Source organism: Streptomyces sp. NPDC014891, from assembly GCF_043081085.1.
Classification (GTDB): domain Bacteria; phylum Actinomycetota; class Actinomycetes; order Streptomycetales; family Streptomycetaceae; genus Streptomyces.
In genome coordinates, this window is sequence record NZ_JBIBWF010000003.1 from 578,749 (window position 1) to 592,327 (window position 13,579).

10 protein-coding genes are annotated in these 13,579 nt (G+C 72.9%); 7 read left to right on the top strand and 3 right to left on the bottom strand.

Annotated features, from left to right (window positions below):
- The first annotated feature begins 100 nt into the window (after positions 1–100).
- Positions 101–1,378: a hypothetical protein gene (locus ACF09E_RS10935; RefSeq protein ID WP_392204852.1), complete on the top strand. Its 1,278-nt coding sequence runs from the start codon at positions 101–103 to the stop codon at positions 1,376–1,378.
- A gap of 142 nt (positions 1,379–1,520) precedes the next feature.
- Here ACF09E_RS10935 and ACF09E_RS10940 read toward each other — a convergent pair whose 3' ends face one another.
- Together ACF09E_RS10940 and ACF09E_RS10945 are read right to left on the bottom strand one after the other, a co-directional pair.
- The gene (locus tag ACF09E_RS10940) at positions 1,521–4,007 is read right to left on the bottom strand and encodes an MFS transporter (RefSeq protein ID WP_392204853.1); all 2,487 of its coding nucleotides are present in this window, start codon (positions 4,005–4,007) and stop codon (positions 1,521–1,523) included.
- A gap of 238 nt (positions 4,008–4,245) precedes the next feature.
- Entirely contained in the window at positions 4,246–4,689 is a 444-nt protein-coding gene (locus ACF09E_RS10945) for an SRPBCC family protein (protein WP_361849626.1), read from the bottom strand.
- 147 nt (positions 4,690–4,836) lie between these two features.
- Here ACF09E_RS10945 and ACF09E_RS10950 point away from each other — a divergent pair, with 147 nt between their 5' ends.
- From ACF09E_RS10950 to ACF09E_RS10960, 3 genes are all read left to right on the top strand, one after another.
- Positions 4,837–5,868, top strand: a complete 1,032-nt coding sequence (locus ACF09E_RS10950; protein WP_392204854.1) for an Rv2578c family radical SAM protein — start codon at positions 4,837–4,839, stop codon at positions 5,866–5,868.
- A 114-nt stretch (positions 5,869–5,982) separates the two neighbouring features.
- Positions 5,983–7,575, top strand: a complete 1,593-nt coding sequence (locus ACF09E_RS10955; protein WP_392204855.1) for an alpha/beta hydrolase — start codon at positions 5,983–5,985, stop codon at positions 7,573–7,575.
- Between the two features lie 80 nt (positions 7,576–7,655).
- Complete coding sequence (locus ACF09E_RS10960; protein ID WP_392204856.1) at positions 7,656–8,135, top strand: RidA family protein; 480 nt, start codon at positions 7,656–7,658, stop codon at positions 8,133–8,135.
- On the opposite strand, the gene ACF09E_RS10965 is transcribed toward ACF09E_RS10960, so the two are convergent.
- A complete protein-coding gene (locus ACF09E_RS10965; protein WP_392204857.1) occupies positions 8,106–8,708 on the bottom strand; it encodes a HEAT repeat domain-containing protein in 603 nt (200 codons plus the stop codon). The two genes, ACF09E_RS10960 and ACF09E_RS10965, sit on opposite strands and share 30 nt — an antisense overlap.
- A 303-nt stretch (positions 8,709–9,011) precedes the next feature.
- Here ACF09E_RS10965 and ACF09E_RS10970 point away from each other — a divergent pair, with 303 nt between their 5' ends.
- The 3 genes from ACF09E_RS10970 to ccrA all read left to right on the top strand — a co-directional run bounded on the left by ACF09E_RS10970 (position 9,012) and on the right by ccrA (position 13,571).
- A complete protein-coding gene (locus ACF09E_RS10970; RefSeq protein ID WP_392204858.1) occupies positions 9,012–10,793 on the top strand; it encodes a 3-hydroxyacyl-CoA dehydrogenase family protein in 1,782 nt (593 codons plus the stop codon).
- A 115-nt stretch (positions 10,794–10,908) separates the two neighbouring features.
- Positions 10,909–11,745 carry a TetR family transcriptional regulator gene (locus ACF09E_RS10975; protein ID WP_392204860.1) on the top strand — a complete coding sequence of 279 codons (837 nt, stop codon included), beginning with the start codon at positions 10,909–10,911 and terminating at the stop codon, positions 11,743–11,745.
- A 488-nt stretch (positions 11,746–12,233) separates the two neighbouring features.
- Positions 12,234–13,571, top strand: coding sequence for a crotonyl-CoA carboxylase/reductase (ccrA, locus tag ACF09E_RS10980; protein ID WP_392204861.1), 1,338 nt, complete (start codon positions 12,234–12,236; stop codon positions 13,569–13,571).
- The last annotated feature ends 8 nt before the right edge of the window (positions 13,572–13,579 follow it).

Consider the following 13,579-nt stretch of genomic DNA (forward strand, 5'->3'; position numbering starts at 1 on the left):
CGCCGTCCGGGGGCTCCGGCGGAGACGGTCCCTCCCGCTCCGGAGGGACGTATAGGCTGCTTTGGAAGCATCCGTCCCCACGCGCCTCAGGAGATCCTCGGTGACCGTCACGATCGCCCCGTTCGAGACCTCCCCCCAGCCCGAGCACCAGGGCGCCGACGACGCTCCCCGGGCGACGACCGTCCCGGAGCCGGCCTCCGGCGCGGACGTCCAGGCCCCGGCGGAGGACGGCACCGCCGGGATGCCTGTCCAGGACCAGGCGGAGGACGACACGGCCGAGGCCCCGGCCCTGGGCGGTGCGGAGTGGGTCGAGTACGACCCCGCCGTCGACCCCGAGCCCGCCGCGGGCCCCGACCCCGCCGACGCCCCCGACCCTTCCGTCGACCCCGACCCCGTCGTCGTACGCGACGCCCGGGACTTCGGGGTCTACGCGCGCACCGGCGGCTGGGCCTTCGCGCTCAAGGTGGCGCGCAGCGTCCGGCCCGGCGGGCAGGCCGCCGAGGGAACGGCCGCGGTGAAGGTCTCGGCGAAGGCGTTCGCGGAGCTCGCGGGCTGCTCGCCGGAGCGGGTCATGCGCTACTACAAGGCCTGGGACATGGCGGCCGACGACGGTCTCGTCCCGCAGTTCGAGGTGCTCGTCCCCGGCGCGGACATCGAACTTCCGGACGCCGACGTCTGGCTCGCGTACTACACCTCCCGCAACAGCGCCTCGTCCGTGCGCGGTCAGGCGATCACCGCGGCGGCCGAGGCGGAGGGCATCCGGCCGACGAAGGCCCTGGAGGTCGCCGAGAACCCGACGGCGCTGCGGGCCGCGATCCTCGCCGACCCGGGCACGGCGGAGGCCGCGCGCGGCGCGCTGCTCGACCGGATGCGGGAGGACCCGGCGCTGCAGACGGAGATGGCCCGCGCCATCGCCCGCACCGACGACCTGAAGAAGGCCGTGGCGAGCGAGGCCAAGGCTGCCGACCGCATCGGGTACGTGCGGCAGATCGTCGAGAACGGCCAGATCAAGACCCCGGCCGGGCAGACCGTCGAGGCGCCCGCCGAGCTGCGGGCCGAGGCCGAGCGGCACCTGTCGCTCCTCGACGAGCTGGACGACTCCGAGGAGGCCGGCGAGTGGGCCGGGGAGGCGTACGACACCGTCAAGGGCCTGGTCGCGAAGGCGGTGGAGGACGACCCGGCGCTGCGGGTGCAGGAGCGGCGGACCCGGTTCTACAGCAGTCTGCAGAAGGCGACGAAGGTCTTCGAGGAGCTGACCCTGGACGAGGTCCTGGAGGAGGAGATCTTCGAGGACGACATGCTCCAGCGCCTGGAAGCGCTGCAGGAGGCGATCAGCTCCTGCATCAGCACGCTGCGCAGGGCGACGTCCTCCTCCTGACGCGCCGCGGAGGGGCCGCCGGTGCGCCCGGCGGCCCCTCCCCCTGCCCCGCCGCCGAGCCCGGCGTCGCGTCGGCCCCGCTGCCCGAGCGCCCCCCGCCCGGCCGCCGAGCGCCCCCGCCCGGCCGCCGGGCGGCCGGGCCTCAGTCCTGGTGGCCGAGCTGGAGGTCGCGCTCGGTCCGGCCGCCGCCGGCCATCTGGAGGACGGTCGCGACGGGCGGGTAGCCCGCGGCGATGACCGTGTACTCGCCGGAGGACAGGTCGACGAAGCGGAAGGTGCCGTCGGCGCCGGTGGTGAGGGTGTCGACGACGTTTCCCGCGGCGTCGAGCAGGGTGACCCGCGCGTCCTCCACGGGGCGCCCGCCCCCGGCCCGCACGGTGCCGCGCAGTACGGCGCCGCCGGCGAGCTCGATGTCCTGGCGGGTCTCGCGGGAGGCCTGGACGCTGACGGGGAGCGCGGCGGGGCGGAAGGCGGGGGCGCTGGCGGCGAGCGTGTACTCGCCGGCGACCAGTTCGGAGATCACGTACCCGCCCTCGCGTCCGCTGCGGGTGGAGGCGACGACCTCGCCGCGTACGTCGGTGAGGGTGACGGCCGCGTCCCGGACGGGTGTCCCGTCGGCGGTGACGACGCTGCCCGCGAGCCGGCCGGCGCCGCCGAGGACCACGTCGAGTTCGACGGGCCGGTCGCCGACGGTGACGGAGACGGCCTGCGGCTGGTGTCCGCCGGCCGCCGCGATGAGGACGTACGCGCCGCTGCCGGGGACGCTGAGCGCGTACCGCCCGTCCTCGCCGCTGGCGCCCCGGCCGACCTGCCTCCCCTGGACGTCGATGAGGGTGAGGGCGGCCCGGGGAACGCGGCTGCCGTCGTGGTGCCGGACGCTGCCGCAGACGGGGGACCCGGAGTGCGGGGCGGCGGGGGAAGCGGGTGCGGGGGCCGCGTGCCGGGCGTGCGGGACGGCCTGGACGCCGCCGAACTCGTCGGCTCCGGTGGCCTCGGTGGCGGGGCTGTGGTGGGACACCAGCGGTTTCTCCTTGAGGAAGAAGGCGAGGACGAGGCCGAGCACGAGGACCGGCACGAGGTAGAGGAAGATGCGCGGCATCGCGTCCGCGTAGGCCTGGATGTAGGCGTCGCGCAGGGCGGGCGGCAGGGTGTGCACCGTCTGCGGGGTGATGGACTCCGCGGGCGGCAGGGAGGTCCCGCCGCCGGCGAGGACGCCGCCGAGCCGCTCGCCGAGGGCGTCGTCGAGCCGGGAGGCGAAGAGGGTGCCGAAGACGGCGGCGCCGACGCTGCCGCCGATCTGGCGGAAGTAGGTGTGGGCGCTGGTGGCGGTGCCGAGGTCGGCGGGGCGTACGGAGTTCTGCACGGCGAGGATGAGCACCGGCATGACGAGTCCGATGCCGGTGCCGAGGACGGCCTGCCAGAGGCTGTGCTGGAGGCGCGGGGTGTCGGCGTCCATGCGGGAGAGCAGCCACATGCCGAGGACGGAGAGGGCGCCGCCGAGCAGCGGGTAGATCTTGTAGTGGCCGGTGCGGCTGATGAGCTGGCCGGAGACGACGGAGGCGATGACGATGCCGCCCATGAGGGGCAGCATCAGGAGGCCGGACTCGGTGGCGGTGGCGCCCTCGACCATCTGCAGGAAGCTGGGGAGGTAGCTGGCGGCGCCGAAGAGTGCGATGCCGACCACCGCGCCGACGAGGGCGGTCACGGTGAACACGGAGTCGCGGAACAGCCGCAGCGGGATGAGGGGTTCGGGCGCGAAGTGCTCGACCACCAGGAAGAGCAGGGTGGTTCCGGCGGCGCCGCAGGCGAGGCCGATGACGACGCGGGAGTCCCAGGCGTACTCGGTGCCGCCCCAGCTGGTGAGCAGGACCAGGCAGGTGGAGGCCGCGGCGAGGAGGAGGGCGCCGAGGACGTCGAAGCGGGCGCGGGCCTCGGGCTTGGGGAGCTTGAGGACGACGGCGACGACGGCGAGGGTGACGAGTCCGAAGGGGACGTTGAAGTAGAAGCACCAGCGCCAGGAGACGTGGTCGGTGAAGAAGCCGCCGAGGAGCGGTCCGGCGACGGAGGCGAGGCCGAAGGCGGCCCCGATCAGGCCCATGTAGCGGCCGCGCTCCCGGGCCGGGACGATGTCGGCGATGATCGCCTGGACGCCGATCATCAGGCCGCCCGCGCCGATGCCCTGGATCGCGCGGAAGGCGATGAGTTCGTCCATGCTGCGAGACCAGCCGGCGAGTGCCGAGCCGATGACGAAGACGACGATGGCGAAGAGGAAGACGCCCTTGCGGCCGAGGAGGTCGCCGAGCTTTCCGTAGACCGGCAGCCCGATGGTGGCGGTCAGCAGGTAGGCGGTGATCGCCCAGGACATCCGGTCGAGGCCCTGGAGTTCGCCGACGATCTTCGGCAGGGCGGTGGCGACGATCATCTGCTCGAGCGCGGCGAGCAGCAGCGCGAGCATCAGTCCGCAGAAGACGAGCCGGACGCGGCGGGGGTCGAGGTGGTCGGCCCGGGCGGGGTGCGGCGGCGGGACGGGTCCGGTGGGCGGGCCGCCCGCGGCGGGCGGTTCCGGGCTCGTCGCGTCCGCCGGGACCTCTCCGTCCTCGGCGGATTTCACGATCGTGATCGCACCCACGTACCTGCTCCCCTCGTCACGGCGTCTGCGCCGCGCCATTCTTCGCATTGGGCGCGAAGGGGGAGCAAGTCGGGCGGTACGGGCCGTCCGTGGCGATCCGGGAGCCGAACGACCCTGCCGTACGGCGCACTTGGGTCGCTCATCAGCGCGTTTACGAGGAAGCCCGCGCCCCCGGCGCACGGGCGGCGCCGTTACGGGGGCGCGGGCGATCCACTCGAATCGGTGAACGCTCCGGGCGTTACTTCTCGACCTCGTCCGCCAGCTTCGCGAGGACGGCGTCGTAGATGCGGCCGAGGCCCTTGGGCGCGAAGGTGCGCTCGAAGAAGCCGCCGACGCCGCTCGCCCCGTCCCAGACGGTGGTGACGACGGCGCGGGACTTGCCCTCGCCGGCGGGGGTGACGACCCAGGTGGTGACCATCGAGGAGTTGCGGTCCTTCTCGACGAGCTGGCCGTCGGTGGGCTCGGTGACCTCGAGCAGGCAGTCGCGGACGCGCTTGCTGGTGGCCTGCAGCTTCCAGTGCACGAGGGTGCCCTCGCCGTCGCCGCCCTCGCGCACCTCGTACTCGCTGAAGTGCTCGGGGAGCAGCTTCGCGCGCGTACCGCTGTAGTCGGCCAGCGCGTCGAACACCTTCTCCGCGTCGGCGGCGATGATCCGTTCCGTGGTGGCCTCGACCTGCGCCATTGACTTCCTCCAGCTCGTGGTTCCTCAGGGGTGTGGGCCAAGCGAACCACGTGGGCTCCGGGGCGCGAAATCCGGGTTGCAACGATCAAGGGAACAGGTGTTCTATTCTGGGCGAACGGTCGACGCACAGCCACCGAGGAGGCGTCCATGCGCTGGGACAATCTGGGCGACACCCCCGCCGCTCCCGCCGACATCGCCCTGTTCGGCACGGACGCGGTGACCACCCGGACCTTCGACACCCCCGAGTTCCGGGGCATCACCTTCCACGAGGTGCGGGCCCGCTCGATCCTCAACCGGGTGCCCGGCGCGTCCCGGATGCCGTTCGAGTGGACGGTCAACCCGTACCGGGGGTGCACGCACGCGTGCGTCTACTGCTTCGCGCGCAAGACCCACAGCTATCTGGACCTCGACACCGGCCTCGGCTTCGACTCCCAGATCGTCGTCAAGGTCAACGCCCCGGAGCTCCTGGCCCGCCAGCTCGCCTCGGCCCGCTGGCAGGGCGCGCACATCGCGATGGGCACCAACGTCGACTGCTACCAGCGGGCCGAGGGCCGGTACGGGCTGATGCCGGGCATCCTCACGGCGCTGCGCGACCGCGCCAATCCCTTCTCCATCCTCACCAAGGGCACCCTGATCCTGCGCGACCTGGAGCTGCTCACCCAGGCCGCCCGGGTCACCGAGGTCGGCATCTCCGTCTCCGTCGGCTTCACCGACCGGGAGCTGTGGCGGACGGTCGAGCCCGGCACGCCGTCCCCGCAGCGGCGCCTGGACGTGGTGCGGACACTGGGCGCGCACGGCATCGACTGCGGGGTCCTGATGGCCCCCGTGGTGCCCTTCCTCGGCGACCGGCCCGAGCAGCTGCGGGAGACGGTCCGCGCGATCGCCGAGGCGGGGGCGGTCTCGGTCACCCCGCTCGTGCTGCACCTGCGGCCCGGCGCCCGCGAGTGGTTCATGCAGTGGCTGCGCCGCCACCACCCCGGCCTGGTGGGACGGTACGAGCGGATGTACGCGGACGGGGCCTACGCGCCCACGTGGTACCAGCGGCGGATCACCCGTCAGGTGCACGAGCTGGCGGCCGAGTTCGGGATCGGACCGTCTCAGCGGGGCGCCGCGCGCCGGATCGCCGTGCCGGAGGAGCCCTCCCTCGCGGCCGCGCCCGAGCAGCTCACCCTCCTCTGAGCGCTCCTCGGATCATCGGACCGGCCGTCTGACACGCCGTCGGATCCCCCTCCGTTCGGGTCAACTCTCGCCGAAACAGGTCCCCTCCGGGCCGGTTCGGGACACAAACGCCCTATGACCCCACGCGCAGGAATGCTGATCGCCGCAGGAGCGCTGGTCGCCGGGACGGTCACCGTCCTGCCCGCCGCCCCCGCGGGCGCCGGTGAGCCGGCCCCCCGCCCCGTCCCCACGCTCGCCTGGAGCGGCTGCGCCACCGAGGCGTACCCCACACTCCAGTGCGCCACCCTCAGGGTGCCGCTCAACCACGACGATCCGGCCGGCCGGACCGTCACCCTCGCCCTCACCCGGATCCCGCACACCGCGAAGACCTTCCAGGGCCCGCTGCTGGTGAACCCGGGCGGGCCCGGCGGCAGCGGCCGCGGCATGGCCGGGTACGTGGCGGCCTCGCTGCCCCCGAAGGTGGCCGCCGAGTACGACGTGATCGGCTTCGACCCGCGGGGGGTCGGCAAGAGCGAGCCCGCGCTCGACTGCCGGCCCGGCCACTTCGCCCCGGTCCGCCCGGACTCGGTGCCGAGCGACACCGGGGGCGAGCGGCTCGCCATCCAGCGCGCGCAGGACTTCGCCGCGGCCTGCGGACGGAAGTACGCGGACGTGCTGCCGTACATCGACACCGTGAGCAGCGCCCGGGACATGGACGTGATCCGGCGCGCGCTCGGCGCCGCGAAGATCAACTACCTCGGCTACTCGTACGGCACCTACCTGGGGGCCGTGTACGCGCGGCTCCACCCGGACCGGGTGCGGCGGATGGCGCTGGACTCCGCGGTGAACCCGCACGGCGTCTGGTACGAGGACAACATCGCGCAGGACTACGCCTTCGACACCCGGCACAAGGACTTCATGGCCTGGGTGGCGGCGCGGAACTCCGTGTACAGGCTGGGCGCCGACCCGGCGGCGGTCGAGGCCGCCTGGTACCGGATGCGCGACGCGCTCCGCGCGCAGCCGGCCGGCGGGAAGGTCGGACCGGGCGAGCTGGAGGACACCTACCTGCCCGGCGCCTACTACAACGGCTACTGGCCGCGCCTCGCCAAGGCGTTCTCCGCGTACGCCAACGACGCGGACCCGGCCCCGCTCACCGAGGCGTACGAGCGGTACGGCGAGGCCGACGCGGCCGCCGACAACGGCTACTCGGTCTACACGAGCGTGCAGTGCCGGGACGCGGCCTGGCCGCGCGACTGGAACGTCTGGCGCAAGGACAACTGGGACGTGCACGCCAAGGCGCCCTTCTCCACCTGGAACAACGCCTGGTACAACGCGCCGTGCGCGTTCTGGCCGGTGGACTCGCTGACGCCGCCGGACGTGAGCAACGACGAGGTGCCGCCGGTCCTCATCCTCCAGGCCACCGACGACGCGGCGACGCCGTACGAGGGCGGGGTCGCCCTGCACCGGCTGATGCGCGGCTCCAGCCTGGTCGTGGAGGAGGGCGGCGGGAACCACGGCGTGACCCTCGCCGGGAACGCGTGCATGGACGGACACCTGGCCACCTACCTGGCCACCGGCAGGGTCCCCCGCGCCGCGGGGGACTCCGAGGTGGACGCCGCCTGCGCGACGCTGCCCGACCCCGAGCCCGCCTCGGCGACCCGGTCCGCGCCGACCGCGGCCGAGACCGCGGGCAGCGCGCTGCACGGCTTCCTCGGCCACGTGCGCTGACCCCGCCGCCGGGGCCCGCCCGAACGCCCGCACCCCCCGGGGTGCGGGCGTTGTCAGTGCCGTGGGCGAGGATGTGGGACATGACGAGCCACCTGACCCATGTGCCCGCTCCCGAGGGGATCGCCGCCAGCCCGCAGTACAGCCACGTCGTCTGGGGCACGGGCCGCTTCGTCGCGATATCCGGGCAGTGCGCCCTCGACGCCTCGGGCGCCGTGGTCGGCGAGGGCGACGCCGTGGCGCAGGCCCGTCAGGTCTTCGCCAACCTGGACCGGTGCCTGGCCGCCGCGGGCGCCGGGTTCCGGGACGTGGTGAAGCTGACCTACTTCGTCACGGACGTCGCGCACCTGCCGGCGGTCCGGGAGGCCCGGGACGCCCACTTCGCGGGGGCTCCGCTGCCGGCGAGCTCGGCGGTGCAGGTGACGGCGCTGGTCCGTCCGGAACTGCTCGTGGAGATCGAGGCCTTCGCGCTCGTTCCGGAGCGGCGGCCGGAGCGGCGGCCGGAGTCCGGCGCGGGCCGGCCGGTGCTGCGCTCAGTGGGCGGCGGCGAGTCGGCCCAGTGACGTCCGCGCCGCGGCGCCGAGCCGGGGATGCGGGAGCGCCGCCTCCAGGGCGGGACGGGCCCGGGCGTCGCCCAGGGCGCCCAGCCCCTCCACGCAGGCGAGACCGACCCGCCAGTGCGGATCGTCGTCGGGCAGCCGCCGTTCGAGCACGGTGATCAGGGCGGGAACGGCCTCGGGGGCTCGGAGGGCCGTGAGCAGCCGGACCGGCAGCAGGGCGTAGGCGGCACGGAGTTCGTTGGTCGCGAGGGCGGCGGCCGCGCGGGCGGTGCGGGGGTCGCCGAGCCGGGTCAGGGCGTGGGCGGCGGTGACGCAGCGCTCGGGGTCGCGGTGGTTGAGCAGGAGCACCAGGGCCTCGAAGGCGCGGCGGTCGCCCGCGACGCCGAGGGCGTAGGCCGCGATCTCGCGGGCCCAGAGCGGGCGGCCGGGCGCGGTGAGGACCCGGTGGAGTTCCTCGGGATCCGTGGTTTCCGCAAGCTGTTCGAATGCCGCCGGGACCGTTCCGTCGTCATTCCGGATCTCGTCCCGCAATCGATCGATCATCGAGCAGAATTCCGGATCCTCGGCGTATTCCATGAATCCGAGCCTATCCGCGATCCAGATCACATCTTCCCCAACTTCCCAGGACTGGCGTGCTCGTTACCCGCCGGTTAGTCTCAGGTGAGCGGGGCACCCCCCGCGCTTCCCACAACGGCCTGGTGACGCAGCCGTTGTGGGTGTTCGTCGGTTCGGCAGTTTCGACGTGGCTCCGGGACAGAGTCCGTCGCCCCTTTTCCTCCAGGGCATCGCCCTTTCTCCGGGCAGAGCCCTCGCTCTTTCCCGCGCCCTTTCGTGCGCGCACTGCCCTCAGTCGTCACTCTTCCTCTCAGGAGTCCCCTGATGGACACCCCTCTCTCCACCATCGCCGTCGTCGGCCTCGGCACCATGGGCACCGGAATCGCCGATGTCCTGGTCCGCGCCGGCCGCGAGGTCATCGGCATCGACATCAGCGACACCGCCGCCGCCCAGGCCGTCGCCGCCCTGGAGGCCTCCACCGCCCGCGCGGTGGCCCGCGAGCGGATCACCGAGGAGGAGCGGCAGGACGTCCTGGCCCGCTTCCGTACCTTCTCCGACCTCCAGGCGGCCGCCGAGGCCGACCTCGTGATCGAGGTCGTTCCCGAGTCGTACGAGGCGAAGCAGGAGGTGTTCCGGGCGCTCGACGGCGTCGTCCGCCCCGGCACGATCATCGCCACCGGCACGAACGCGCTCTCCGTCACCCGGCTCGCCGCCGACTCGGCCCACCCGGAGCGCGTCCTCGGCCTGCACTTCTTCACCCCGGTCCAGGCCATGAAGCTGGTCGAGGTGGTCTCGTCCGTGCTGACCGACCCGCGGGCCGTCGACGCGGTCACGCGGCTCGCCCTCGACCTCGGCAAGGAGCCGGTGGCGGTCGGCGACCGGGCCGGGTTCATCGCGGACGGGCTGCTCTTCGGCTACCTGAACCAGGCCGCCGCCATGTACGAGGCCAAGTACGCCTCCCGCGAGGACATCGACGCGGCCATGAAGCTCGGCTGCGGCCTGCCGATGGGCCCGCTGGCCCTGCTCGACCTGATCGGCGTCGACACGGCCCGCACGGTCCTGGAGGCCATGTACGCGGACTCCCACGACCGGCTGCACGCCCCGGCCCCGATCCTCAAGCAGCTCAGCGAGGCGGGACTGACCGGGCGCAAGTCGGGCCGCGGCTTCTACACGTACGCGGCGCCGGGCTCCGGCGAGGTGGTGCGGGACGCGCTGACCCCGCTGGGCTCCGCCGAGGCCTCCGCGGGCCGCGAGGTCCGCTCCGTCGGTGTCGCCGGCTCGGGCACCATGGCCTCCGGGATCGCCGAGGTCTTCGCGAAGGCCGGCTACCGGGTCGTCCTGGCCGCCCGCTCGCAGGAGAAGGCCGACACCGCGAAGGCCCGGATCGCCAAGTCGCTGGCCCGGTCGGTCGACAAGGGCCGTATGACGGGCGAGGCGCGGGACGCCACGCTGGCCCTGATCACCCCGGCGGGCACGCTGGACGCCTTCGCCGACGTCGACCTGGCCCTGGAGGCGGTCGCCGAGGACCTGGAGGTCAAGCAGGAGCTGTTCGCGCGGCTCGACAAGATCTGCAAGCCGGGCGCGGTGCTGGCCACCACGACGTCCTCGCTGCCGGTAGTGGCCTGCGCCCGCGCCACCTCGCGCCCGCAGGACGTCATCGGGATGCACTTCTTCAACCCGGCGCCGGCCATGAAGCTGGTCGAGATCGTCCGCACCGTGCTGACCGGCGACGACGTCCACGCGACGGTCCGCGAGGTCACCACGAAGATCCGCAAGCACCCGGTGGACTGCGGCGACCGGGCCGGCTTCATCGTGAACGCGCTGCTCTTCCCGTACCTGAACAACGCGATCAAGATGGTCCAGGAGCACTACGCGACGCTGGACGACATCGACGCCGCGATGAAGCTGGGCGGCGGCTACCCGATGGGGCCGTTCGAACTGCTCGACGTGGTCGGCCTGGACGTGTCGCTCGCGATCGAGCAGGTGCTGCACCGCGAGTTCCGCGACCCGGGCCTGGCCCCGGCCCCCCTCCTGGAGCACCTGGTGGCGGCGGGCTGCCTGGGCCGCAAGACGGGGCGCGGCTTCCGCGAATATGCCCGACGCTGAGCCGGGAGCAGCCGGCTGGGGTGGTCTGCTGAGCCCTCCGGGCACCGTCGGTGTCCCGGGGGGCTCCCCGCCCCCACCTGGGCACACTCCCCCTCCGATGCAGTACGTTCGGACCATGCCCAAGGCCGCGAAGACACCCCGTGCCACGTCCCCGTCCGACGCTCCGGAGAGCGCGGCGGGCACTCGTGCCGCCGCGCAGCGGCTCAAGATGCGCCGGGAACTCGCCACGGCCGCGATGGAGCTCTTCGCGAGCAAGGGGTACGAGGCCACGACGGTCGACGAGATCGCGGCCAGGGCCGGGGTCGCGCGGCGGACCTTCTTCCGGCACTTCCGCTCCAAGGAAGAGGCGATCTTCCCCGACCACGACGACACCCTGGTGCGCGCGGAGGCCGTGCTGAACGCCGCCCCGCCGCACGAGCACCCGCTCGACACGGTGTGCCGGGGCATCAAGGAGGTCATGAAGATGTACGCGGGGTCGCCCGCGGTCTCCGTGGAGCGCTACCGGCTCACGCGCGAGGTGCCGACCCTGCGGGAGCGGGAGATCGCCTCGGTGGCCCGCTACGAGCGGCTGTTCACCCGCTATCTCCTGGGCCACTTCGACGAGCGCGACCACCACGACGGCAACGACGACCCGCTGCTCGCCGAGGTCGCCGCCTCCGCGGTCGTCACGGCCCACAACCACGTCCTGCGCCGCTGGCTGCGGGCGGGCGGGCGCGGGGACGTGGAGAGCCAGCTGGACCACGCCTTCGCGATCGTCCGGGAGACCTTCGGCTCGGGCATAGGCGCGGGCCGCCCGGCCCCCTCCTCCTCGTCCTCCCCCGCGGCCCCGGAGTCGGCCCAGCCGGCCGCCCGGGCCTCGACCACGGGCGACGTGGTGGTCGCCGTGGCGAGGACGGACGCTCCGCTCGACGAGGTCATGCGCACGATCCAGCAGGCCCTGACGAAGGGCTGACCCGACCCGACCTGACGCGCCGCGCCACCCCTTTCCGCGAGCCCCCTGCGCGCGGGCGCAGGGGACGCAGGAGGCGTCTCCCCGCCCTCCGCGTGAGCGGACATCCCCTCTTCCAGGCGAAGGCCGCCCCCTCTCCGGGGCGGCCTTCGCCCCTTTTGACCTGCGATTCGATCGATCATCGCTCACATGTGACCGGCAGATTGCATATGAGTGAAATTGTTGGCACGCAGTGCCTTGTCACGTGACACGGCGTGCCATACGTTGAAGGTGTCCGGGCGGTCGGCGCGCAGAGGTCTCCTCGTGCGCCGGCTGTCCCCACAAGCGATCGTGATTGTGCGCCCGGACGCCTGCGTCACAGGCACCCACCGCGCCCACCCGGCGCAGCCCGCACCACCCCCGCCGAACCGACGGCACACCTCCACAGCAGCAGCCCCAGACGTAACCCCCAGCGCGTCCCCCTCAGACGCCGCACCGCCGGAGGCAACCCCGTGAAGGACATCCTGGACGCGATCCAGTCCCCGGACTCCACGTCCGCCGACTTCGCGAACATCCCGCTCCCCGAGTCGTACCGCGCCATCACCGTCCACAAGGACGAGGCGGAGATGTTCGCCGGGCTCGCCAGCCGCGACAAGGACCCGCGCAAGTCCCTGCACCTCGACGACGTGCCGCTGCCCGAGCTCGGCCCCGGCGAGGCCCTGGTCGCCGTCATGGCCAGCTCCGTGAACTACAACTCGGTCTGGACCTCGATCTTCGAGCCGGTCTCCACCTTCGGCTTCCTGGAGCGCTACGGCCGGCTCAGCGACCTCAGCAAGCGCCACGACCTGCCCTACCACGTCATCGGCTCCGACCTCGCGGGCGTCGTGCTCCGCACCGGCCCCGGCGTCAACTCGTGGAAGCCCGGCGACGAGGTCGTCGCCCACTGCCTCTCGGTCGAGCTGGAGTCCTCGGACGGCCACAACGACACCATGCTCGACCCCGAACAGCGCATCTGGGGCTTCGAGACCAACTTCGGCGGCCTGGCGGAGATCGCGCTCGTCAAGTCGAACCAGCTCATGCCCAAGCCCGACCACCTCAGCTGGGAGGAGGCCGCCTCCCCGGGCCTCGTCAACTCCACCGCCTACCGCCAGCTCGTCTCCCGCAACGGCGCCGGCATGAAGCAGGGCGACAACGTCCTCATCTGGGGCGCCAGCGGCGGCCTCGGCTCCTACGCCACCCAGTTCGCCCTGGCCGGCGGCGCCAACCCGATCTGCGTCGTCTCCTCCCCCGAGAAGGCCGACATCTGCCGGGCCATGGGCGCCGACGCGGTCATCGACCGCAACGCCGAGGGCTACAAGTTCTGGAAGGACGAGCAGACCCAGGACCCCAAGGAGTGGAAGCGCTTCGGCAAGCGCATCCGCGAGCTCACCGGCGGCGAGGACATCGACATCGTCTTCGAGCACCCCGGCCGCGAGACCTTCGGCGCCAGCGTCTACGTCACCCGCAAGGGCGGCACCATCACCACCTGCGCCTCCACCTCGGGCTACATGCACGAATACGACAACCGCTACCTGTGGATGTCCCTCAAGCGCATCATCGGCTCCCACTTCGCCAACTACCGCGAGGCCTGGGAGGCCAACCGCCTCATCGCCAAGGGCAAGATCCACCCCACCCTGTCGAAGGTCTACTCCCTGGAGGAGACCGGCCAGGCCGCCTACGACGTCCACCGCAACCTGCACCAGGGCAAGGTCGGCGTCCTCGCGCTCGCTCCCGAGGAGGGCCTCGGCGTCCGCAACCCCGAGCTGCGCGCCCAGCACATCGACGCCATCAACCGCTTCCGCAACATCTGAACCCGGGA